Origin of the sequence: Streptomyces sp. NPDC056231, assembly GCF_048270745.1 — a bacterium.
In the GTDB taxonomy this organism is placed as follows: Bacteria; Actinomycetota; Actinomycetes; order Streptomycetales; family Streptomycetaceae; genus Streptomyces.
This window is the reverse complement of record NZ_JBLVKW010000103.1, coordinates 1-21,136: the sequence shown is the minus strand read 5'-3', so window position 1 is coordinate 21,136 and position 21,136 is coordinate 1. Positions and strand designations below refer to the sequence as shown.

Annotated in this window: 22 protein-coding genes and 6 pseudogenes; 15 read left to right on the top strand and 13 right to left on the bottom strand. The window is 67.7% G+C overall.

Features of this window, described 5'->3' with window-relative positions:
- Nucleotides 1–220 precede the first annotated feature (220 nt).
- Nucleotides 221–782: pseudogene (locus ACNPQM_RS39445) on the top strand (site-specific integrase); the annotation flags it as partial.
- Between the two features lie 41 nt (nt 783–823).
- Here ACNPQM_RS39445 and ACNPQM_RS39440 read toward each other — a convergent pair.
- The 3 genes and pseudogenes from ACNPQM_RS39440 to ACNPQM_RS39430 all read right to left on the bottom strand — a co-directional run bounded on the left by ACNPQM_RS39440 (nt 824) and on the right by ACNPQM_RS39430 (nt 5,098).
- Nucleotides 824–1,567: a hypothetical protein gene (locus ACNPQM_RS39440; protein ID WP_418087748.1), complete on the bottom strand. Its 744-nt coding sequence runs from the start codon at nt 1,565–1,567 to the stop codon at nt 824–826.
- Nucleotides 1,568–2,004: 437 nt separating this feature from the next.
- A pseudogene (locus tag ACNPQM_RS39435) lies at nt 2,005–4,632 on the bottom strand (Tn3 family transposase).
- Between the two features lies 1 nt (nt 4,633).
- Complete coding sequence (locus tag ACNPQM_RS39430) at nt 4,634–5,098, bottom strand: integrase (protein WP_418087747.1); 465 nt, start codon at nt 5,096–5,098, stop codon at nt 4,634–4,636.
- 199 nt (nt 5,099–5,297) lie between these two features.
- Between ACNPQM_RS39430 and ACNPQM_RS39425 the strand changes: the two genes are divergently transcribed.
- Nucleotides 5,298–5,888: a dihydrofolate reductase family protein gene (locus ACNPQM_RS39425; RefSeq protein ID WP_418087746.1), complete on the top strand. Its 591-nt coding sequence runs from the start codon at nt 5,298–5,300 to the stop codon at nt 5,886–5,888.
- 336 nt (nt 5,889–6,224) lie between these two features.
- Here the strand turns inward: ACNPQM_RS39425 and ACNPQM_RS39420 are convergent, their stop codons facing one another.
- Both ACNPQM_RS39420 and ACNPQM_RS39415 read right to left on the bottom strand, forming a co-directional pair.
- Nucleotides 6,225–6,383 carry a hypothetical protein gene (locus ACNPQM_RS39420; protein WP_418087750.1) on the bottom strand — a complete coding sequence of 53 codons (159 nt, stop codon included), beginning with the start codon at nt 6,381–6,383 and terminating at the stop codon, nt 6,225–6,227.
- A 14-nt stretch (nt 6,384–6,397) separates the two neighbouring features.
- On the bottom strand, nt 6,398–6,559 hold the full coding sequence (locus ACNPQM_RS39415) for a hypothetical protein (protein WP_418087749.1): 162 nt from the start codon (nt 6,557–6,559) through the stop codon (nt 6,398–6,400).
- Between the two features lie 251 nt (nt 6,560–6,810).
- Between ACNPQM_RS39415 and ACNPQM_RS39410 the strand changes: the two genes are divergently transcribed.
- The 3 genes and pseudogenes from ACNPQM_RS39410 to ACNPQM_RS39400 all read left to right on the top strand — a co-directional run bounded on the left by ACNPQM_RS39410 (nt 6,811) and on the right by ACNPQM_RS39400 (nt 8,166).
- Complete coding sequence (locus tag ACNPQM_RS39410) at nt 6,811–7,152, top strand: hypothetical protein (RefSeq protein WP_418087745.1); 342 nt, start codon at nt 6,811–6,813, stop codon at nt 7,150–7,152.
- A gap of 82 nt (nt 7,153–7,234) precedes the next feature.
- A pseudogene (locus ACNPQM_RS39405) lies at nt 7,235–7,378 on the top strand (IS6 family transposase); the annotation flags it as partial.
- Between the two features lie 68 nt (nt 7,379–7,446).
- A complete protein-coding gene (locus ACNPQM_RS39400; protein ID WP_418087744.1) occupies nt 7,447–8,166 on the top strand; it encodes an IS6 family transposase in 720 nt (239 codons plus the stop codon).
- A gap of 204 nt (nt 8,167–8,370) precedes the next feature.
- Here ACNPQM_RS39400 and ACNPQM_RS39395 read toward each other — a convergent pair whose 3' ends face one another.
- A complete protein-coding gene (locus ACNPQM_RS39395; protein ID WP_418087743.1) occupies nt 8,371–9,111 on the bottom strand; it encodes an HNH endonuclease family protein in 741 nt (246 codons plus the stop codon).
- 479 nt (nt 9,112–9,590) lie between these two features.
- Here ACNPQM_RS39395 and ACNPQM_RS39390 point away from each other — a divergent pair, with 479 nt between their 5' ends.
- Nucleotides 9,591–10,832 carry a hypothetical protein gene (locus ACNPQM_RS39390; protein WP_418087742.1) on the top strand — a complete coding sequence of 414 codons (1,242 nt, stop codon included), beginning with the start codon at nt 9,591–9,593 and terminating at the stop codon, nt 10,830–10,832.
- 100 nt (nt 10,833–10,932) lie between these two features.
- Here ACNPQM_RS39390 and ACNPQM_RS39385 read toward each other — a convergent pair whose 3' ends face one another.
- From ACNPQM_RS39385 to ACNPQM_RS39370, 4 genes are all read right to left on the bottom strand, one after another.
- A complete protein-coding gene (locus ACNPQM_RS39385; RefSeq protein ID WP_418087741.1) occupies nt 10,933–11,172 on the bottom strand; it encodes a VOC family protein in 240 nt (79 codons plus the stop codon).
- 306 nt (nt 11,173–11,478) lie between these two features.
- Complete coding sequence (locus ACNPQM_RS39380; protein ID WP_418087740.1) at nt 11,479–11,979, bottom strand: hypothetical protein; 501 nt, start codon at nt 11,977–11,979, stop codon at nt 11,479–11,481.
- A gap of 750 nt (nt 11,980–12,729) precedes the next feature.
- Nucleotides 12,730–13,164, bottom strand: coding sequence for a hypothetical protein (locus tag ACNPQM_RS39375; protein ID WP_418087739.1), 435 nt, complete (start codon nt 13,162–13,164; stop codon nt 12,730–12,732).
- A 53-nt stretch (nt 13,165–13,217) separates the two neighbouring features.
- Complete coding sequence (locus ACNPQM_RS39370; RefSeq protein WP_418087738.1) at nt 13,218–13,562, bottom strand: hypothetical protein; 345 nt, start codon at nt 13,560–13,562, stop codon at nt 13,218–13,220.
- 135 nt (nt 13,563–13,697) lie between these two features.
- Here ACNPQM_RS39370 and ACNPQM_RS39365 point away from each other — a divergent pair.
- The 3 genes and pseudogenes from ACNPQM_RS39365 to pip form a co-directional block, all read left to right on the top strand.
- A pseudogene (locus tag ACNPQM_RS39365) lies at nt 13,698–13,937 on the top strand (IS256 family transposase); the annotation flags it as partial.
- On the top strand, nt 13,934–14,464 hold the full coding sequence (locus ACNPQM_RS39360) for a GNAT family N-acetyltransferase (protein ID WP_418087737.1): 531 nt from the start codon (nt 13,934–13,936) through the stop codon (nt 14,462–14,464). The pseudogene ACNPQM_RS39365 and the gene ACNPQM_RS39360, both read left to right, overlap by 4 nt.
- Before the next feature lie 176 nt (nt 14,465–14,640).
- Nucleotides 14,641–15,603, top strand: coding sequence for a prolyl aminopeptidase (gene pip, locus ACNPQM_RS39355; protein ID WP_418087736.1), 963 nt, complete (start codon nt 14,641–14,643; stop codon nt 15,601–15,603).
- A gap of 75 nt (nt 15,604–15,678) precedes the next feature.
- Here pip and ACNPQM_RS39350 read toward each other — a convergent pair whose 3' ends face one another.
- Nucleotides 15,679–16,209, bottom strand: a complete 531-nt coding sequence (locus tag ACNPQM_RS39350; RefSeq protein ID WP_418087735.1) for a hypothetical protein — start codon at nt 16,207–16,209, stop codon at nt 15,679–15,681.
- 803 nt (nt 16,210–17,012) lie between these two features.
- Here ACNPQM_RS39350 and ACNPQM_RS39345 point away from each other — a divergent pair.
- From ACNPQM_RS39345 to ACNPQM_RS39325, 5 genes and pseudogenes are all read left to right on the top strand, one after another.
- On the top strand, nt 17,013–17,162 hold the full coding sequence (locus ACNPQM_RS39345) for a hypothetical protein (RefSeq protein WP_418087734.1): 150 nt from the start codon (nt 17,013–17,015) through the stop codon (nt 17,160–17,162).
- Between the two features lie 3 nt (nt 17,163–17,165).
- Nucleotides 17,166–17,903 (top strand): annotated as a pseudogene (locus ACNPQM_RS39340) (helicase-related protein); the annotation flags it as partial.
- A 29-nt stretch (nt 17,904–17,932) separates the two neighbouring features.
- Complete coding sequence (locus ACNPQM_RS39335) at nt 17,933–18,526, top strand: helicase associated domain-containing protein (RefSeq protein WP_418087733.1); 594 nt, start codon at nt 17,933–17,935, stop codon at nt 18,524–18,526.
- Between the two features lie 347 nt (nt 18,527–18,873).
- Nucleotides 18,874–19,737 (top strand): hypothetical protein, encoded by an 864-nt coding sequence (locus ACNPQM_RS39330; protein WP_418087732.1) that lies wholly within the window; start codon nt 18,874–18,876, stop codon nt 19,735–19,737.
- 27 nt (nt 19,738–19,764) lie between these two features.
- Nucleotides 19,765–19,923 carry a hypothetical protein gene (locus ACNPQM_RS39325; protein WP_418087731.1) on the top strand — a complete coding sequence of 53 codons (159 nt, stop codon included), beginning with the start codon at nt 19,765–19,767 and terminating at the stop codon, nt 19,921–19,923.
- A 127-nt stretch (nt 19,924–20,050) separates the two neighbouring features.
- On the opposite strand, the gene ACNPQM_RS39320 is transcribed toward ACNPQM_RS39325, so the two are convergent.
- Complete coding sequence (locus ACNPQM_RS39320) at nt 20,051–20,176, bottom strand: hypothetical protein (RefSeq protein ID WP_418087730.1); 126 nt, start codon at nt 20,174–20,176, stop codon at nt 20,051–20,053.
- A 22-nt stretch (nt 20,177–20,198) separates the two neighbouring features.
- On the opposite strand from ACNPQM_RS39320, the pseudogene ACNPQM_RS39315 reads away from it, so the two are divergent.
- A pseudogene (locus ACNPQM_RS39315) lies at nt 20,199–20,321 on the top strand (AAA family ATPase); the annotation flags it as partial.
- 34 nt (nt 20,322–20,355) lie between these two features.
- Here the strand turns inward: ACNPQM_RS39315 and ACNPQM_RS39310 are convergent.
- Nucleotides 20,356–21,136: amidohydrolase family protein (locus tag ACNPQM_RS39310; RefSeq protein WP_418087729.1), on the bottom strand; the 781-nt coding region annotated here is incomplete at its 5' end.

The following is a 21,136-nucleotide window of genomic DNA, read 5'->3' as shown; positions in this document are numbered from 1 at the left end:
CTGCCCTTCACATGCCTGCGCAGGATGGCATTCTCGTGCCGCAGCACCAGCAGTTCGGCATCCTTGGCGGTGTCTCGACGCAGTAGGACCGCGGGGACGGACAACAGTGCGCGGACGGTGCGGTAGAGCAGGGACACGATCATCAGGGCAGCATTACAAGTCCCCACAGACGACCCTGGAGGCGGGTGCTGACCAGCAGCGATGATTTTACGAGCCCCACAGGATGCTCTACGAGACCTGCGCGCGGGCGGAGGAGATCCTCGGCGTCAACATCGAGGAGCTGGACCTGGCCGGGCGCCGGGCCCCGGCGAAAGCGAAGGGTGCCCGGCCGCGGACCCGGCGCCGGGGCGCCCCGCGCGAGGAGTTTCGTGCTGGAGACCGTGTTCTGGGACGCCGGCACCGCCCACCTGTTGCCCCGGCTGATCAAGGGCCGTACCCGGGGGCCGGTGTTCGTCACCCACCGCAAGCCGGGCCCCGGCAAGGTTCTCAGCTCCCGTGACGTCTGCCCGGACACCGGGCTGGTGCGGCTGTCGTACGGGCAGGCGCGTGCCCTGCTCGACGCCCACACTGCGGTCGGCGGGGCGCCGGGCACGGGCTGGGACCTTCACGAGTACCGGCATTCGGGCCTCACGCACCTCGGCGAGGCCGGGGCCAGCCTGCCGATGCTGATGGCGAAGTCCCGGCACAAGAAGCCGGAGAACGTACGGCGCTACTTCCACCCCTCGGCGGAGGCGATCGCCGAGGTCACCAGCCTGCTCGCCCCCGGCGACAGCAGGCGCTGAAGCGTGCCCGTCGGTGGCCTGCCAGGGCCCCGTGCGGGGAATCAGTGGCCCATCGATGTGAGCTTGTCTCGCAGCGTCTTCAATTCCTTCGAGACTGTGACATCAGGGATGCTCATGAGGCGGTCCACCAGAGCAGCGTTCTCATCCAAACAAGTGGGGATACTGATGTTCTCGATGACCCACGTGTCGCCATCGGGATAGAACTCAGCATCGCCCCCTGTGTCAACCACAGCGATGGGGCCGACAGTGGTCTTGGTCCCGTCGTGCTCGAAGACGATGTCTACCACCCCGTACCACGGGTTCTTCCATCCGTGGTTCTCCGGCCCCATGGTGAGGGTCAGGCGATCGAGCTTGTTGTCCTCGACCGTGAAGCTGATGTCCTTCGACTGCTCATAAGGCGTCTTCGGCAGCTCGTCGGGCAGGGGGAAGTCGTAATTCATGGAGATCGCCAGCTCGCCTCCGATCTGATGGCACCCCGTCAGTACTCCGGCCTCACGAACCCGCAGCGTAGCTTTGGTGATCAGAGACGGACCAGGGGCTCGGTTCTCAAACGTGATGTCCAGATGCGGGCCCCGCAGATCCGTGAGGGCCTCTTGTCCCTCATCGGTCTGCTCCTTGCCCTCGATGCCCTCCTTGATGTAGGCGGCGATCCTCGCGACCTTGAGATTGGGCTGGCGGGCCGCCTCTGACACACCCGTGCTTGCTTGTACATCTCCGCTCTTCGCCTGCGACTGCCCCGACTCGGAGGAGTCGTTGCCGTAATAGATCGCGAGAACGATGCCCACGACGGTGGCGACCAGGGTCAGCAGGCCGATGAGGTTGGGCTTGTGCCTCCATCTCGATTCCGGATCGCTGGCAGGTGCAGACGGCGTGCCGCTCGCCGAAGGCGCGGTCGGCGCCCCTGCCGAGGCCGACGGGGTGGCCGACGAACCGGCTGGCGTTGGTGCTGTCCCCGGCGGCGGCGTGGTGGAGGGAGTCGGAGGGGACTGTGGAGCCGGTGCGGGGGCCCCTGGTGCCCCCTGCGCGGCTTGTGCGGCAGCAGGGGGCTGAGCACCCGCTCCATTGGCCGCAGAGCTTCCGCTCGCATTTCCGCCGGTGGTGCCTGAAGAGTTCGGCATACGTAATCCCCCTAGCCACGTGGCCCAAGTCCCGCTGTGGAGAGCAAGGTTATCGAGGATCTCGTGTGCCGATCGGAAACCTCCGAGACCGCTGCTCCTTGGTGTTATTCGTCGTCGGTGGCGTCCTTGTCCCGCAGCGGGCGCAGCCTGCCGGACAGTTCAGGCAGCTGGAACGAGTACCGGCCGAGCATGTTGGTGTGGTGCCGAACGAACGGCGAGAGTCGGGCCACGTCCTCGTCACGGGCGTCGAAGCCGTCCGCCCGGAGCTGGTTCACCGCGGCGTCCATGTACCGCGTGTTGAACAGCACGAGGGCGTTGAGGACCAGGCCCAGGGCGCCGATCTGGTCTTCCATGCCGTCCTGGTAGCGCTGGTAGAGCTGCCCTGAGCGGCCGTGGAAGATCTTCCGGGCGAGGGAGTGGCGGCCCTCCTGGAGGTTCGCCTGGCTCTTGATCTGCCTGCGGTAGCCGGGCTCGTCGGCCAGGCGCAGGATGTGCAGGGTCTTGGCGATCCGTCCGTAGTGGGCGATCGCGTCGCCGAGCGGGGTGGGGCGGCCGTCGCGGGACAGCATCCGGATCACGTCGTACGCGCGCACGGCGCCGGTGTGGATGGAGCCGATGATCCGAAGGATGTCCTCCCAGTGGCGTTCGATCCTGGCGAGGTCGACCCGACCTCGGGCCGTGTCCTGGAAGGCGCCGTAGTCGGCGGTGCGGTCGATGCGCCACATCCTCTGGTTCGGCAGGTCAGCGAGCTGCGGCGCGTACGCGAACCCCGCCAAGGTGAGCAGCCCGAAGACAATGTCGCTGTACGAGGCGGTCGGTAACGATCATCTCCGGGCGTTTGCCGCCGTCGCGGTCGTAGAGGGCTGCCCGAAGTACTTCGGGTTCGGCCGCGCGTACACCGACGGCACGGGGACGACGAACCGCATGCCGTCCACGGAGGCGACCAGGCCGCCGCCCCACGCCTGCGCGAGCGGGATGGCTGCCTGGTAGTCGATCAGCGTGGCGTTCGCGGCCCGGTACGTCGACAGCTGCAGATACGTCTGGTCGACATGGGACAAGCGCCCGTACTTCAGCGCGTCCGCGGCCCCGATGACCGGGGTGTAGCCGACGTTGCAGCTGTGCGCGACCAGGAGCGCGGCGATCGTCACGTGTAGGTCCTTCAGCCGGGCCTCGCCGCCGGTGACCGAGGTGAACGCCTGGTCGGCGCCGGTCCAGGAGAACACCTCCAGCAGGGCCTCCGGCAGGTCGACACGGGGCAGCATCGCCTCCACTGCCTCGCGCAGCTGGCGAAGGGAGGCAGGTTCGGGCTCCGGCTCCAGGGCGGCGAAGTGCAGGCGGCCGTCGTCATCGAACACGATCTGGGAGTTCGCCGGCACCCGTGCGGCGACCTCGTGGTAGGTGCCGTCCAGCAGCGCGGCCCGCGTTGCCAGGTGCTCACCCGCCTCGGCGGGGAGGTTGAGCGAGGCGAGAACGGTTGGCTTGGCCTGCTCCCATGCGTCTCCGTCCAGCAGCTTCGCGCGGGGGTCGCCCCACTTGGAGGAGTTCTTTGCGAACACCTGCTTGCTCCGCAGCATCCGGTGCAGATGCTCCAACACGCAGAACGCGTACGCCTTCCAGTCGACCGTGCCCGGCTCCAGGTGCGGCGCGGAGAGCACCAGGCGCCGCCACGACCCGGTGAGCAGGCCGGTGTCGATCTCCGCCGGGCCGACCTTCTTGCGTCCCATCAGGTCCGGCAGCGACTTGAGCGCCTGCAGGACCGGCAGGCCCTCGGGCGTGGCGCCGAAGTCGACCACCGTCACCAGGAGCTTCAGGAACGGCCGCACGGTGCCGAACCGGGTGACCAGCTGGGCCCGCCATGCCTCGTCCGCGTCTGAGTCGAGCGGCGGGGTCAGCTCGAACAGCGCGGCGATCGCCGCCGCCAGCTCGTTCCGGGGCACCACCTGCTCGATCCGCTCCCGCATCGCCTCCAGCGTCTCCACCTCGGGCGGGCTGATCTCCCCGGTGTCAGTGTCGACCTGCTCGCTGGTGGTGTCGAACACGATCTGGAATGCGGCGGCCAGCTTCGCCGACGCCCTCTCCACGCGCGGCAGGGTCTTCAGCTTCTCCTTCGCCGTCTCCCGCTCCGCTCTGGCCAGGAGCTTCGTCGCGATCAGCACCTCCAGCAGGTCCAGGGCGTCATCGACCGCCCGGGACGTCAGGTAAACCGCAGTGGCCAGCAGCGTGGCCAGGCGCCGGGAGTCACCGTGCCGCCGCAGCAGCGACGCTTTGCCGTCGACCCCGTACCGTGACAGCTCCGCCAGCCGCCGCGGCGGTATCGCGGACACGTCCAGCTCGCCCATCCCGAAGGCCGCGATCTCCTCCGCGCGCTCCAGCGCCCACTTCATCTGCGGCCCGGAGATCCGCACCGGATCCCGGCGCAGCCGGTCCAGCTCCGACACCCGGGCGCCCGGCGGCACCGTCAGCAGGGAGTCCAGCACCGCACGCTGACCGGTGCTCAGCAGCCCGTAGAGGGTGTCCCACAGCCGCTGGTTCGCCGCCTCCCTCACCGCGGCCACCAGCCGGGCCAGCGTCGTTACCCCGGGCAGCAGCACCCGCCGCTCACGCAGCCACCCCGCCGCCGCGTCGAACAGGGCCTTCGGCCCCTCCCCGGTCGTCCAGGCCCGCGCGTCCACCCACGCCCGCAGCTCCGCCTCCGCCTCGGCGAACTCCGTGTACTCCAGGACCTGCCGCAGCTCACGGACATGGCCAAGCCGGGTGTTCTCCCGCTCGCCGTACGCCTTCCTGGTGGCCGACGCAGGTGAGCTCGCCGTGGATGCGCCGGTGGCCCCATCCAGGATTCTCGGCCGCCATGCGCAGGATCAGGGCTTTGACTGCGGGGGCCGTGGGCGGACGCCCGGGTCGCCGCCGTTGGGTGTAGTCCCACTTCTTCGCGACGAGTTTGCGGTGCCAGGCCAGCAGCGTGGCCGGGGTGACTGGGACGACCTGGACCCAGCGGCGACGCGGTATCCCGTGTGAGAGCGCGGCGAACCACAGGCGGTCGGCTGATTCGTAGCGCACGCGCGGGACCTGTCGGCGCAGGACCGCGTTCTCGTGCCGCAACACCAGCAGCTCCGCCTCCTTGGAGACGTCACGTCGGAGCAGCAACACGGGCAGCGACAGCAGACGACGGGTGACGGCGTACACCGTGGACAAGATCACGCATCACGATCCCAGGCAGGGAAGAGCCGCTGCTCAGGGACCTGGGCTTCAGGTTCCTCACGGCGAAGGACTTCAATGCCAGAGGATGGTTCGTGTTCTTGAGCCCCACAGGTGAGTCCAGCTGGCACTTGTTGGGTGAGACTGGGGACGGCCTCCGAGCCATCCGCAGTCCTGACCATGACGAAGGGACGGAAGAATCATGAGCCGCCTGACTGTGGCGATGCAGATCTCCATCGACGGCTACGTCGACAGCAGCCTGTCCGACGCCAACTGGCAATTGTGGAATTGGGGCCCCGACTGGCCGTGGAGCACGGACCTCCGCGCGGCCTTCAACGGCCTGCTCGCGAGTGCCTCGGGCATCCTACTGAGCCGGCCCATGGCGGACGAGGGTTACCTGGGGCACTGGGGCCGGATGGCGGAGCAGCATCCCGGCGACCCCGACTGGGAGTTCAGCCGGGCCATCGGCGCACTCCCCAAGTTTGTAGTGAGCCGGTCGGGCAGGCCCGAACTCGACTGGCCACGGACCACGGTGCTCAACGGCGAGCTGACCGACACCGTGGAACATGCGAAGCAACAGGCCGACGGAGACCTGGTCTGCTTTGGTGGCGCCGGCCTGGTCTCCTCCCTGCTGCGAGAGGACCTGGCCGACGAGCTCCGGCTGTTCACCAACCCCGGTTTCGCGGGCGCGGGAACCAGCGTCTTCGGGGCCCGGCTCGCCACGCGGAACTACCGGGCCGCCCACTCGGCCGCCTACGCCTGTGGCGTCGTGGAGACCCGCTGGGTCAGATAGACGCACCCGGGCGCACAGCGTTCACGCAGTTCCGGCCCCGCCCTTTCCGCAGCGGCGGGTTCCCCGAAGGCGGAGCGATCCCAGCGCACGCGAACCGCGGGGGTCCCGATCCGTCGGCGATGGGCGGTGAGGAGTCGGGCGAGGAACTCGACGATGTGGCGCGGGACGTCGTGGCAGCATAGGTGACCAACGTGAAGCCTCTGGTTGTCACAGACGATCTTGTGGTGAGAACCGTCCTACCAGGGGCTTCACGCTTCCGGAGCCGAGTGCACCCCGTCCGCTCCGCCCCATCTCCTCGGATCACCACTTCACAGAGATCATTTCACTGAGAAAACCTTACGGACGCAGCTCCTCCCGCGCGATCACCCGCCGGTCCAGCTCGATCTCCGCGGCCTCCAACACCCCGGCCAGCCGCGCGACTTCCTCCCGCAGCCCCTCCACCCGCACCCGGGCCGCTGTCTCCCGCTCCTCCAGCATTCCCAGCACCGACGCCATCGCGCACCCCTCGATCACGGAGCCGAAACAACCGGACCATCGGCGCACAGCACTGCGTCGGTCAGCTCGAAAAGCGCATCCGCACGGGAGTAGAGGCAGTCGTAGAACTCGACACGAAAGTGGGACAGCACGCTCAGCGCGGCGTCAGCGGGACCTGCAGAAGCCAGACTCTTCACAGCGGCCGTTCCTTCACGCGACGTTGCTCGACACCTCGAAGCGTGAAGAACGGCCGCCCTGCTGTCTCACGAAGGAGGCAAGATCAGCAGGTCAGGTGAACCGGCGAGGTTAAACAAAAAGCTTAGACACTCACCCGCCCATCTCGGAACCGTGAATGGCGTGTTCGATGTCGTGTCATGTCGTGGACGCAGCCAAGCCGAGATCCAACTCCTGTCTCCCCTGGGCGGTGTCCGCATTGTTCGGAGCTGCTGTGGGCTTCGTCGCCTGGTCGCTGACCGTCTGGGCGCGCGCGTACTGCGACGCGGGTTACGAGGCCGGCGGACGCTTCGAACTCAACTTCTTGCTGCCTCTGTTCGTGGGATCCGAAGCACTCGTTGGACTCGTGGCGCGGGCCATCGGCCGACGCCTGGTGCTTCACGCGGCAACGGCGGTCCGCGTTTCACTGCCGACGCTACTGGTGGTCGTTGCGACGGTGTGGCTGGCATGGTGGTTCTTCGCGACCCAAGGGACGCTGGATGGCTATCCCGGCGACTCTGGCCTCTGCCCCGTGAGTAACGTCCCGCCACAGTGGCCTGAGTGGATCCCCGTCTGATCAGCCACGACGGTGTTGTCAGGTTGAGCGGGGCCCTTCTCCGGTGACAGGATCATCCGTCCGGTCGGATCGCCTGGAGGGGCTGCTCGTGGACGCGCCGTCGTACCGGGGTTTCCGCTTCCCGCGGGAGGTCATCGCGCACTGCGTGTGGCTGTACCACCGCTTCGCCCTGAGCCTGCGCGACGTCGAGGAGCTGATGCTGGAGCGCGGCATCGAGGTCTCCCACGGGTGCTGTCACGTTGGCTGACGGAGTGAAATGATCTTCGGGTTGATCGTGCCTGGGGAGGGCTTGTCGTGTCGGTCGCGTCGCCGTCGTACAAGGGTCACCGGTACCCGGTAGAGGTCATCGCGCACTGCGTGTGGGTGTACTTCCGCTTCCCGCTCAGTTTCCGCGAGGTCGAGGAGCTCATGCTCCAGCGCGGCGTGATCGTCTCGTACGAGACGGTGCGCCGCTGGTGCCTGAAGTTCGGCCGGTCCTACGCCGACGGACTGCGCCGGCGCCGCCCCGCGGTCGGCGACAAGTGGCATCTCGACGAGGTCTTCGTCAAGATCAACGGCGAGCGGCAGTACCTGTGGCGGGCGGTCGACCAGTACGGGAACGTGCTGGACGTCTTGGTCCAGTCCCGCCGGGACGCGAAGGCCGCCAAGCGGTTCCTGGCCAAGCTGATGAAGAAGCAGTGCCGCGTGCCCCGGGTGCTGGTCACCGACAAGCTGAAGAGCTACCCGGTCGCCCACCGCGCGCTGATGAGCTCGGTCGAGCACCGCGCCCACAAGGGGCTGAACAACCGGGCCGAGAACTCCCACCAGCCCACCCGCCAGCGCGAACGCGCCATGAAGGGCTTCCGCTCGCCTGGATCCGCGCAACGGTTCCTGTCCGCGTTCAGCGGCATCAGCCCCCACTTCCGCGTCTGCCGCGACCTCCGGACAGCCGCCGAACACCGATTCGAGATGACCCTCCGCTTCACCATCTGGGACCACGTCACCGGCGGCATCGGCCTGCCCGCCGCGGCCTGAACCAGTCATCAAGACCGCACCCCGGAACACCCCGGCACAGCGTCAGATGCTCAAGCACCCGTTAACGTGACAACATCCTGACCAGTTCGACCGCATACACGCGGGTGGAGACCGACATGGTCGTGGAGTTGCTGGCCGGGTCGGGCCGACACGGGACCCTCACCGTGGTCCGACTGCGGTGAGGGTGCCACGCCCGACTGCCAACTAGGGAGCGGCCTCGTACTTCACAACCGTGTCGGAGCAGCCCTTGGCAAGCTTCTCGAGCGCGGCCCGCTCCTTGTCGTCCGCGGTGAGTTTCCAGCGGAGCTTCGTCGCGACCCAGTCGGCGCCGTAGGTGCACTGCGCGGAGGCGGCCGGCGGCAGCCACTCGGCCGGATCCCGGTCGGCTTTGGACCGGTTCGTCTTCGCAGTGACGGCAACCAAGGAGCGTTCAGCGTCGAGATCGTTGGCGTATTGCTCGCGGCGGTCGGCATCCCACTTCGAGGCACCGGAGTCCCACGCTTCAGCGAGCGGTACAACGTGGTCAATATCGAGCTTCGTGGCCGCGTTGACGGTGACTTCGTCGTAGTAGCTGAGCCACTCGCCGCCGGTCAGCGCGCACCACGGTCCCTGCTCCGGGGCCTTGACCGCTTCCGCGATCAGGACTTCCTTCCTGGTGTCGCAGCCGTCCTTGTCGGCGTCGACCCACAGGTGGAAGCTGTCGCGCTCGTATCCGGTGCGGTCCTCAGTCCCAGCGGGGAGCTTCGCTATGGCCTCGGCCAGGGGCAGGTCATTGCCACCTGCAGGTGCGCCGGGTGCTGCGGACGCCTTGCCCGACTGGGAGGCCAGGGCCGACGGCTTGGAGTCGGATCCTGAATCCGCTACGCCTGGATTGCACCCGACAAGTGACGCAATGAGAAGGACGGTAGCGATCGGGGCGATGGGAGCGAGGCGACGTGCTGTCACGGAAAGTACTCCAGCTGGTCAGCGGCTGATGCACCCTCATGATGACAGCAATCCAGCGGCTGATGACTAATGGTCAAATGTGCAGGTCGTAATAACCCGGGGTCGGTTCTTGCCCGGTCATGGCGCGCCCTGACTCAGGGCATGCCGACGGTCCGTGATCCGCGCATGCAGTCCTCCATCGGCAATGTGATGCGCCAAGGCCGAACGGCACCTCAGCGGTGATCAGCTACGTAGACCTTCTCGCCCAGCATGAGGGGCGCGTCGGCCGGCCCCTTGATGTAGGGGCCGCGCCAGATGAGGCGGTACTCCTGCGCGGACGGGTACCACTGACGCGACTGGGCAGGGAAAGCAGGTGCGGGCGTATCACCATCGGTGGCCCGTGCGCATGCACAAGGTGCATCCGCACGATCCCGCTATCAGGGTGGTGCGCCTGGCCCGGCAGGTCCCGGCGCAGCGCATCGCGGAGCGGCCTGGCGGCCTTGGTGGAGGCGGCGCGGGTACGTGAGGACTGGTTCTGCGCTGCGGGTGCGGTACGGGGACTGTGCGCGATGGGGGAGTTCGGGCGGGCCTGGACAGTGGTGGAGCCGTTCGCGGCCACCGGTTGGCAGCCGGGGGTGCGTGCGGGAACCGAGGTCCTGTTGCGGTGGGGCCGCGTCGACCAGGCGCTGGAGCTGGCGCATCCCCAGGGGCCGCGGGAGAACGCAGTCGACGCGTGGCGGGACTATGCCGAGGCGCTGGTCCGGGCCGTGCGGGTGGACGACGCGATCGGCGTACTGGGTCCGCACCTGCGCCGCAGGCGGGTGCTGGGGGCCCTGGTGGAGATGACCGGAGACCAGGAATGTGACGAGCGCGTGCTGCAGCTGCTGGCCCCGATCGCAGCGGAGTTCCGGCACGACCCGAAGCAGTACTACGACGACCTGTGGGACGTCCTGCCCGCACAGGCCCGGGTCCTGGAGCGGTCCGGCCGCGCGGACGAGGCAATCCGGCTGCTCGGCGCGGACGTGGCCGCACGCCGATACGGGCCGCAGAACAACGTCGAGTTCTATGCCGAGCTGCTGGCCCGACACGGTCGTATCGAGGAACTTCGCGACCTTGCCGATACCCAGAGGTACGCCGCCGTACGCCCGTACGTGACGGCCCTGGAGAACCTGGGCCGAGCCGGAGAAGCGGAGGCGTACCTGCGCGACCTCATCGCCGCCAAGCATCCGGGCTGGCACGAGAGCACGCTGATGGGGCTGCTCATCCGCCAGGGTCGGTTCGATGAAGCCGTCAAGTCAGTGGAGCACACGTTCGACGACCTCTACGACGAAAACCTTCTCCAGCCAACCCTGACCCTGCTCGCCGACCAGGGCCTACACGACAAGGCCCTTGAACTCACGGAAGGACGCAGCCCCGAGTTCCTCGCGGAGAACGAGGCATCCTGGCTCCGCTCCAACCGGTGGTGGCTGATGGGAGAGTCGGGACGCGCCCGAGAAGCGATCGCGGAGATCGAGGCACTGCCGGCCAGCGAGGTCGACGACCGCGAGATGACCATCGCCTGGCTGCTCGCCCAGGACGGCCGCGTCGAGGAGGCCATCGCCCTCCTGCGCCCGCTGCCCGGCAAGCGGGCCGCAACCGACCTGGCCGAACGGCTGATCCGGCAGAGCCGCTTCACCGAAGCCATCGCCGTCATCCCCGACGTGGCCGCCCAGCGGAAGGAGAAACAACGCCTCTGGACCTGACCGAACGCAGCGGCAGGAGGCCGCTGCGTCCGACGCCGCCTACGGGTGCGACAACCCACGAATGCGATCTCTCGATTCCGTGTCAGTACGCGACCTGCGCCTATACAGCCCGGTGACAGGACCGACACCCCTGATCTCTCATCTCATGACAGCGGTTCTTGCCCTGCTTTGGTTCTGGGACGTGCTGCAGGAGAAGGGTTGGTGCAGGAGCGGGCCCGACCAGGCTCAGGTAGGGAGGTCCATGGAAGCCGCGCCGGTAGTCCAGCGGGGCGAGCGCGGCGAGCCAGAAGTTCGCTTGCGCTTCAGTGTCGACACAGTCCAGCGTCACAACGATCTGCATGGCGGAACGGTAGGAGGCTTGGCCCACCCTGACGATCTATTTTTCGGCAGCACCCGAGGCGGTGCTGCGATCTCTCGATTTCGTGTCAGCACGCGACCTGCGCCTATACAGCCCGGTGACAGTACCGACACCACCGATCTCTCATCTCATGACAGTGGCAGCACCTCCGGCGAGCCCGACATATGACTCACTGACCAGTACGTCCAGGCAACACACGGGGAACCCGCCACTGTCACACCATTCACTGACACGAAACCGAGAGATCGCAGCTGGGCAAACACCCACCGGAACTTCGAAAGCAGGCACTCAGAGCGGCAGACCGGCCTCGGCCGCCCGGCGGAAGACGTCCCCACACGTGGGTAACCGTGTCGGCGCGCGTTCGGCGAGGACGAGCAGTGCATGCCGCAGTTCCGTGCTCAGCTGGGTGAGTCGATGGCTGGACTGGCCGCCCCTGTATATGTGCAGGCGGAAGACGTTGACGGCGTGTCCGTCACGTTCGTCGGCGAAGGTTTTCGGGAGCCCGGCGAGCAGTTCGTAGTCTCGCTTGCCGGTCGCCGCGTCGGCCACGGCTTTGAGGGACAGATCATCTAATTCTGTGGCGGACAATGAAGTGTCGACTGCGACAGCATGGGTCGCCAGAGCTGCGAAGAACTCGATCAGTCGCTCGCCCACCGTCGTGTCGATGCCCCAGGCCTGCAGGTTCTCGTGGCGACGAGCCTGCCGCCATGGCTCCTGGTCTACCAACGGCAGCACGACACGGCCCAGATGAGCGCAACGACGCCACAGCATGTCGTGGTCGGGGGGCACGGTCGATCCTCTCGACGGCGAGTGGAGGCCTGGAGCCGAGGACCAATTCGACGACCACCAGGCCCTCCAATTTCTCACTACGTGCAGGGCACGTACAGAACGTCGCTGTATACGGTGCCGCTGGCGTGGGAGCCGCTCGAGCTCACGAGGGTCCCGTACGTAGTGGTACGGAAGGCACGGCTCGGATCACCGGCGTGGTTCACGCAGGTTGCCGCTGCGGTCGACGACCGCAGCGGTGGCGCGCGGGCTTCCTCGAGGGCCGCCGCCCCGGCGCCTGCCTGGCCAGGGAGATCCAGCGAATCGAGCAGGGCACGGGCTGGGGCGTGCGGGACAGCAAGGACTGCTGCGCGGTCCTGCTGCTGAGTGACTCACGATGTACCGATCAGCAACCAACTGACCCGCATCATCACCAAAAACGTCAGCCCCAAATCGGCATCTCTGACATCGCTCGAACCACTCACCACGACCAGCTGAACAGCACAGACACCGCACCACCGAACTGACATCACGATGCCGAACCACCACCGGCAAAAGCCCGCAGATCATCACCCGCCGCGGCCGGAGTCGCAGGGCGGCGTCGTTCAGAGGATCTGTCCGGGTTGATACTGGTTCAGATAGCCGGTGTGGTTGTTGAGTTCGTCGACCGGGATCGAACGGAGGCAGTCGCGGCCTCCGGGTGATCACGAGGTGTCGAGTCCCTGATCACCGCGGCGGCTGATGCCGCCGACTTTGTTCCCGATGTGCGGTTCCCTACAGGGACATGCCGCAGTACAGGCGTCGTCGCGGCCCGGCGTCGCGGGCGAGTTCGCCGAGGCGTTCTAGGAAGTCGGCCAAGAGCCCTGGGTCCTGCCCGCCACCGTCCTCGGTGTGGGTCCATGCGGTGGCGGTTTCCAGCAGGCGCTCCGGGGTGGCCGCTGCGAGGGCGTCACGGAGGGTGTCCGTGAGCGAGACGAGCCAGGGCCCTTCGTGCTCGGGGTCGTTGAGCAGTTCGCAGAAGCGGGGGTCAGCTTCCACTTGCTCCTCGGATACTCCTGTCAGGTGGGCTTCGACGGTTCCGAGGAGCAGGTAGGGGTCTGCTCCTTTGAGGCCGAGCGTGCCGAATGGGTCGTCCATGCTGTCGTCTTCGAACAGCGCGAGGGCTTGCCTGTCGTCGGTGGCCGCGTAGTAGTCGTAGATGTTTCCCATGGCTGGATCGTGTCAGCCCGGGGGCGGTTCGTTGAGGGGGCTGTCGGATCGGATCAGGTGATGTCGAGGGTCGTCAGGGGTCGGGTGGCGTCGCGGCTGTGTTTGCGCAGGCCGGCGGCGATGTTGTTGTAGCCGGTGAGGCGGAGGGCGCCTATGGCCAGGTTGCGCAGCGTGGCCATGGCCCGGGGTGCGGTCCCGGTGCGCATGCGCGAGGCGTCCTCGGTGAAGGTGGTGTCGCGCACGTGGTGGATCTTGTTCTCGATGCCCCAGTGTTCGCGCACGTGGTGGGCGATCTCGGGAGCGTCGGCCTGGTGGGCGGCAAGGTCGGTGACCGCGTAGACGCGTTGCAGGGTGACCCTGTCGGTGGTGATGGTCCTGCGGCGGCGCACGATCTGCACGGCCTGGGCGGCATGGGTCCGCCGAGCAGGCCGCAGAGGTGCGCCGGTTCCAGGCGGAGCCGCTCCGGCTGAGCACCGAAGTGGCGACGCACCCGTTCTGGTCGACGCTCGACGATGGCGTGGTGGGGGCACGGATGGCGCTCAAGCACGTCCACGAAGCCGCGGGCGACCTTCTCCACCGTCCGGCTGCGGACCAAGGTCACCCGCGGGGCCGGCTCCCGCACCGCCGCCCTGGCCATGGTCTTCAAACTCGTCGAGTCCGCCCAGCAGCGGTGGCGGGCCGTGAACGCACCCCACCTCGTCGCTCTCGTCCGCGCCGGAGCCCGCTTCGAACGCGGGCAGATCGTCGAACGCCCCGAGGTGGTCGCGGCGTGAGCGCCCTCGCGGCCCGGGGCCTCAGCACCAGGCGGCTGGACCTGCTGCCGCTGCGCGTCGAGCACGCCGAGGAGATGGCCGTGGTGCTGTCCGATCCGGACCTGCACACCTTCACCGGCGGCACTCCCGACAACCCGCAAGCCCTGAGCTCGCGCTACCAGCGCATGACCGCAGGCTCTCCCGACCCGGCCGTGTCCTGGCTGAACTGGGTGATCCTGCTCCGTGACGAGTTCTGCCTGACGGGCACCGTCCAGGCGACGGTCAGCCCCTCCGACCACGGTCCCATCGCCGAGATCGCCTGGGTGGTGGGGACCCCATGGCAGGGAAAGGGCATCGCTACCGAAGCAGCCCGAGGACTCGTCGACTGCCTCAGCCGGCAGCCGGTGCACACCGTCATCGCCCACATCCACCCCGAACATCGGGCATCCGCCGCCGTCGCCACTGCCGCCGGGCTCACGCCCACCGACGAATGGCACGAAGGCGAGATCCGATGGCACCGGACCATCAGGCGATACCCGCCGCGGTAGCGGCGCTCGAAGCGGCCCGCCCTGACTGCTTCACCGCCTAGGAGATCACTGCGGCTGGATGCGCACTCAAGGTCCGTCGAGTGTCGACCCCGGCCGAGCACCCCGCTGCCGGAACTCCCATCGCCCTGCCACCGTGGCCGCGTGACCAGCAAGTCCAGTCACTACGCTCTCATCACATGACTAGCCCTTACCCGCCCTATGAACCTTACGACCGCGGGATGCTCGACACCGGCGACGGAAACCGCATCTACTGGGACGTCTCCGGGAACCCCGACGGCAAGCCCGCCGTGAACCTGCACGGCGGACCGGGCGCAGGCGGCGGCGCCAAGCCGATCAGCGCCTGGGACCCGGAGCGCTACCGCGTCATCCGGTTCGATCAACGCAACTGCGGTCGCAGCACGCCACATGCCGCCGATCCGGCCGCCGACATGAGCCTCAACACGACCGAGCACCTGCTGTCCGATATGGAGCTGCTGCGCGAGCACCTGGGCGTCGACCGGTGGCTGGTCAAGGGCGGCTCCTGGGGCGCGACGCTAGCCCTGGCCTACGCCCAGCGCCACCCGGAGCGCGTCACGGAGATGATCCTGATCAGCATGATGACATCCCGACGCTCGGAGCTCGACTGGCTGTACCGGGGCGCCGGACGATTCGCCCCCGAGGCCTGGCAGCGGTTCCGCGACGGCGTCCCGGTGGCGGACCGCGAAGGCGACCTGCTGTCCGCCTACGCGCGGCTGATGGAGAACCCGGATCCCGAGGTCCGGTCGAAAGCTGCGGCCGACTGGATGGCCTGGGAGGACACGGTCCTCACCGTCGAGCAGGACGGCACCGCGACCGACCACGGCAACCAGGCATCAGCCACGCAGCAGGCGTTCGTCAGGATCTGCGCGCACTACTTCAGCAACGCGGCATGGCTGCAGGAAGGCGTCCTGATCCAGGAAGCCGGGCGGCTGGCCGGGATCCCCGGCGTCATCATCCAGGGCCGTCAGGACCTGGGCTGCCCGCCGATGACGGCCTGGGAACTGGCGCAGGCCTGGCCGGACGCGCGCTTGGTCATCGTCGAGGACGCCGGACACACCGGCAGCCCGACCATGCAGGCCGAGATCCAGAAGGCAATCGAGCAATTCGCGGGCCGGAACTGACCCGAGCCACAGCCCCAGAACGCACCTTCAGTTTCACTCATCCACATGATTTGACAATTGCTCCGCCGCTCCCGCTCACTTCACAAGGACGAAGATGGCTGCGAGTGGACCGTAGGCAACCGCAAGCGCGCAGAGGAGCCGCTTCCACTCAAAGGACCAGTTGAGCAGGGCCTGCCCCTCGCTGGTGCTCCCCTGCGTCTGGAGCGCTTTGAGGTGGGCTTCCCGGAGCAGCCGAAACGCCCTTTGGTGGGTCGAATAGCCAGTGAAGGCTCCCAGCAGTGAACTACCGAACGCGACCGAACCAATCGGGCGGCCGTCTCTCAATTTGATGGTCAGGCCGTCGTGCACGGTCACTTCCTCGACATCGGTCCAAGCGACGGTCGACGTCACGAGAAAGTTCGTGATCGACACATGGTCGTCAGTGCTGCGGATGGCAGAGTCCCATCCAAGCGCCCAGAAGAAGACGGTCAGACCGGCGACCGCGAACGCCGCCGCTGGCTCCTCGTCCAGCGGACCTATGATCAAAACCGCACACACGTAGAACGCGATCCCCGCAGCGACGGGAAGCCACACGTACGCGGGTCGCCGAATCACCTGGGTCTGCATCCAGAACCACCCCCAAACAGCAGATCCTTTCCGCTGGTGGACGCTCGGTCAAGATCACGCAAGATGAGTCGGGCGGCGGCAATATCGAGGAGACGCCGCAGCACTACCCGCCGCGGCCACGCTGGCAGCCACCGACACACTCGCCCGCTGGCTACCCATTCCGCACCAGCTGCCCCTCGCGGTCGCATGGACCGGCACTACCGCCAGCGTTGCCATGACGGTCGCGACGCTCGCGCTCGCCACCACCCCGCACCTGCCTGATATGCCCTGCCGGGTTGATCGCGCAGGTCAGAAGGCACCGGACCCGCAACCACCCGGCCAGACGCCATCGCCGGCAGCCACACCGAACGCGGTGACGGACCACAGCCCGGCGCCGCCCGCCCCGACGAACACAGCGAAACAGTTCGCCAGCCCAAGCCGGAACCCGACCACGACGAAACCCCCTGAGCACCCGAACCAAGGCCGCATTTCGGACATATAATTTGAGGGATACGGGGTATCCGAGGAATCGCCGAGTACACCCGAAGGTTGCCGCAGGAATGTCCCGCACCGCCACGCAGACGGCCCCCGGCTCCCGGCCCGCGACATCGGCTGAGTGCCAGGGGCCGCCGCCCGCCGATCCTTTCCACAGAACAAACGTCCCACGAAACCCGCACAGTTCATCCGTGCCTGGGTGCAGGAGAACCGCACATCCGCTGGGTCTGCACACGGGACGCAGGTACCTGACCAGATGGCCGATGCCGAGCCGGCCGCCTGATCGTTGACCCCCACGCTGAAACCGTGATCACGAGAAGAGACGGCGAGTGGAACGGCGCACCCTCCCCCAGCCCTCGGATATCTACACCGCCGACCAGGCAGCGGTCGTGGTCACGTCCCAGATTTACGCCACGGCAGCGGAACTGGCCGAACACCTCCTGGTATTCCAGGAGCACCGGTACGCCGACCGGCCATAAGCGGTGCTGCACGCCGCCGAAGCGGAACTGTACCCGCGCACCATCTGGGCCAACTGGCTATGCGGCGAGCACCGGGTAAACCACCGGCGGCGCATCCTTGCGGAGTTCGCCGACGGCATCGCAACGGACGGCACCGTCGTGGAGAAGAGCTACCTCGGGTCCGTGAAAGTCCTCGGAGAAGGCGTTGATACGTCCCGATGTGACTCCGTGTACTTCGCGGACGTGCGCGGCTCCATGCCCGACCTGGTCCAGGCAGTGGGGCGGGCGCTGCGGATGCACCCGGGCGAGGGCAAGATGGCGTCCCTCGTGGTGCCCGTGCTGTTGGGGCCCGGCGAGACGGCGGACAACATGCTCACGTCCCGAGCATACGGCGGGCTGGCCAAGCTGTTGGAGGCACTCAGGGCGCACGACGCCCGGATCGTGGAGGCCCTCGCGGAGCGGCAGGCACCAAGCCGCTCTCCAAAGGTCCGCAAACGGGGGGATGAGAACGAGGAAACAGGCGCAGCACGGGAAGGCGTCAGCGGTGCCGCCAAGGCTCTACTGAAGTTCTCCACACCCCGCGACCCCGCCGCGCTGGCGGCGTTCATCAACCTCCGCGTCCTCAACCCCGAGCATGAGCACTGGCGCCGGGGCGTGGAGGCCGCCGTCATCTACGCCCGCGAGCACGGCGACCTGAAGGTGCCCTTCACCTACCGGGTGCCCGGCGGCGAGGACCAGGCGGCGGAGGCCGGGGGGTCGCCGGCCTCGCTCGCCAACTTCCCGCTCGGGCAGTGGATCGCCGACAACCGGCGCGCGCCGAGCAGCGGCGTGCCCAGGGCCTGCCCGTGGCGTCGGCGGCCGGGGCGCTGCCGGACGAGCGGCGCGAGCAGCTGGAGGAGATCGACCCGTCGTGGTGCCCGCTCTGGCCCGTGGAATGGCAGCGCGCCTTCCACCTCACCCGGCAACACCTCGCCGAGACCGGCCGCGAACTGCCCACCGAACCCGGCGCCGTGGTGCACCAGGGGGAGGACCTCGGGCGGTGGGTGCGTGCCCAGCGCTTCGGGTGGGACAAACTCACCGGCGTACAGCAGTGGATGTGCGAGCACATCCTGGGGATCGAACCCGCCGGCGAGGACGAGAAGCCGAAGCCGCGCCGCACGCAGGCCGACAAATGGGTGCTGATCCTGGCAGCGGCCGCCCAGTTCTACGAGCGCGAAGGGCACCTGCGCGTGCCCCGCAAACACGTCGAACGGATCGTCGGCGAGGACCAGGAGCAGCGCGAACTGCGGCTGGGGGCCTGGATCGGGAACCAACGCAGCCGGGCCGCGACGCTCTCATCGGAGAGGATGGAGCAGCTGTCGAGGATCGGGATGCGCTGGGCATGATTCAGTCCCTATGTCGAGCTTGTCTGGGGATCTTGCGCTGAGCTACGGGGTGCCCGGTCAGATGAGAACTCCCAGCTCGGGATTCTCGGTGCAGCTGACTTCTGCGAAATCCCGCATGGTGTCGGCGGTCACGTAATTCCCCACCAACAGCGCCACTTTCCCCGCCCAAACGTTCGAGCGGGTACGTGGTCGGCAGACCTGCTCGGCCAGGATCGCGTGGGACCGGGCCTCGATGTGGCAGTCCCGCCTGCCAGGGCGTTTCCTCCGGATTATCTGATCTCCACCTCGCCGCCGCTCTCTTCATCTGGTCGGCAAGGGGACCACAAGTAGGGGCCTAGGCTGCCCGCATGGCCTCGAACATGTCGTCCCCCGTGATCCTGCGCGGACGGGCGCGCTCTGCGGCCCGGCTGGAAGCGGGCGTCCTGGTCCTGGAGTTGGAAGGAGTGCGCCGCCGTATACCTGTGGCCGCGATCGAGCGGGTGGAGACCGTCGGCAGCAGGGGACGCAGGCTCGTCGTCGTCCTGACCGGCGGGGAGACGGCCGGGCCGACAACCTGGACGCTGACCTGCCGGAGCGCCCACGCGGTCCACGCGTTCGCGGAAGGGCTCCGGCGGGCCCTGCCGGTCCGGGACGACACCGAGCCCCAAACCGACGGCGCGCAGCTGGTGTCCGAGGAGCGGATGCCCAGGCCGGACCTGGATTGGCGTCGGCTCGCCCCGCGTATCGCCGGCGCCCTGTACGGGCTGGTGCTCGCCTGCATGGCGATCGCCGCGGCCTTCGGCTCCGACCGAATGTTCCTGGGCGCGCTGTGCTGGCTGTTCGGCTCCCTGGCCGTCCCCGTTCGGCACGGGGTCCGTGCCGGCTGGGAGCTCTGGCGTGAGGCGTGGGGGCTGCGCTGTCGCGGCATCCTCGTAGAGGGCACCTTGGTGGGCCGCTATTCGGTTCCGAGCGGCGAGAGTTCCATCCTGCAGTTCGAATACGAGTTCACCGACGCGCAGGGCGCGGTCCGTCGGCACAAGGGCGCGGACGGGGGCCCGGACCGGGTGGAGATCCTGTACGACCCGTTGGCCGATGATGCCTCGACGGTCGGCCGCGGCACCATCGCCATGCTCGTCTTCGGGGCGTTCGTGCTGCTCGTGTGCCTGGCGCTGTTCACGGCCGCGGTGGTCTCCGGACTGGCGGCGCTGTTCATCGCTCTGGGCGTGCTCTGACCGGACCGCCCCCGATCACAGACTGCCGTGGAGGTACATCTGCGTGCCTCCGCCGCGGATACCGGCGTCTCGGGCCTCCGGTACGAGCAGCTGCGAACCGTGTACGAGGAGACCGCCGCCGATCTCAGGCACGAACGTGGTGGACTGAAGCACGCCGTCTGGCGGTTCACGTCGCAGGCCATGTAACCCATCAAGCCGGCGACCCGCAGGGTTCAGATGCGGGGCCAGTCCTGGCCGACGGTCACCTCGAGTGCGATGCGATGCCATTGGGTCTCCCCGCCAGGCAGGGTGGCTTTATCGAGCAGTAGTGACGTCACTTGTCGATGGGCTTGGGAGGCGCCCCAATCCACGGGTAGGTGGTGTTGACCAGTTTGGGAGGCACCGGGGTTCTTGCCGGAGCGGCACCGGGATGCTGCTGGTGGTGAAAGGTGCTGGTCATGGTTCGGATGTTGAAGGTAGAGCTGAACGCGTCGATCGTCGGTCAGCTCACCTTCTATGGCACGGTCATCGAGACCGGCACCGACTCCTGCCGACTCGCCAGCACCCGTGCATGGGCGCAGGCCGAAGGCGCCGAAGCAAACTGAGAACAGGCACATGCGGACAAGAAGTGAGTGGGTGTCAGCGCACTATCCGGCCACGAAGAATCACTCGCTTTGGTCGCCCGAGGGTTTCTGGCTCTGCGGTTGGGTCCTGGTCATACGCGACAAGGTCGGCGTGCGCTCCGTCGATCAGGCCAGGCAGCCCGAGCCAGTCCCGTGCTGTCCACGAGGCGGCCCCGATTGCTTCTTCGGTCGGCATCCCCGCCCGCAGCAGCCATTGGGACTCCATGGCGACCGTGCCGCAGGGAAAGGTGTCGGTTCCGGCGAGGACGGTGACGCCCGCCTCGTGCGCCAGTCGAACGTTGTCAATCATCCCCTGCCAGCCCTCGAGCCAGTTCGAGCGCCGTGCGCTGGATTCTCGGCCCTGCCAGATCTCAGCACTCTCGGCAAACGCTGAGAGGGTCGGTACGTACGCGGTGCCTTGCCCGGCCATCAGGTCCAAGAGCGCCGGATCGAGGTGCATCCCGTGTTCGAGGCTGTCTGCCCCGGCCAGGACGGCATTCCGCGAGCCCTCGCCGGTCTGGCAGTGCACGGCAACTCGCCCACCGACGGAGTGCACCGCTTCCACGGTCGCCTTCAGCACATCCAGCGGGACGGCAGGCTCGTCCCACCGCCAGTCACCAATGACCTTGCACCAGCCCGACGCGGCTGTGGCCTCCTCAACTGCTGCCCTCGCCAGCTGGTCTTCACCGACATCCCGACCCACTCCAGGAAAGAAGCGACCGGGTGTTGCCAGCCACCGCCCCGCCGAACGTACCCGCGGCAGATCAGGCTCCCTGTCGACCCAGCCAGGCATCCGT

Excerpts from the sequence above, each read along its gene's own strand:
- ACNPQM_RS39425 (WP_418087746.1), top strand. The coding sequence starts at position 5,298 with ATGAGCCGCCTGACTGTGGCGATGCAGATCTCCATCGACGGCTACGTC.
- ACNPQM_RS39375 (WP_418087739.1), bottom strand. The coding sequence starts at position 13,164 with ATGGGAAACATCTACGACTACTACGCGGCCACCGACGACAGGCAAGCC.
- ACNPQM_RS39385 (WP_418087741.1), bottom strand. The coding sequence starts at position 11,172 with ATGCAGATCGTTGTGACGCTGGACTGTGTCGACACTGAAGCGCAAGCG.
- ACNPQM_RS39320 (WP_418087730.1), bottom strand. The coding sequence starts at position 20,176 with ATGACCAGCACCTTTCACCACCAGCAGCATCCCGGTGCCGCTCCGGCA.
- ACNPQM_RS39330 (WP_418087732.1), top strand. The coding sequence starts at position 18,874 with ATGGCCTCGAACATGTCGTCCCCCGTGATCCTGCGCGGACGGGCGCGC.
- ACNPQM_RS39420 (WP_418087750.1), bottom strand. The coding sequence starts at position 6,383 with ATGGCGTCGGTGCTGGGAATGCTGGAGGAGCGGGAGACAGCGGCCCGG.
- pip (WP_418087736.1), top strand. The coding sequence starts at position 14,641 with ATGACTAGCCCTTACCCGCCCTATGAACCTTACGACCGCGGGATGCTC.
- ACNPQM_RS39350 (WP_418087735.1), bottom strand. The coding sequence starts at position 16,209 with ATGCAGACCCAGGTGATTCGGCGACCCGCGTACGTGTGGCTTCCCGTC.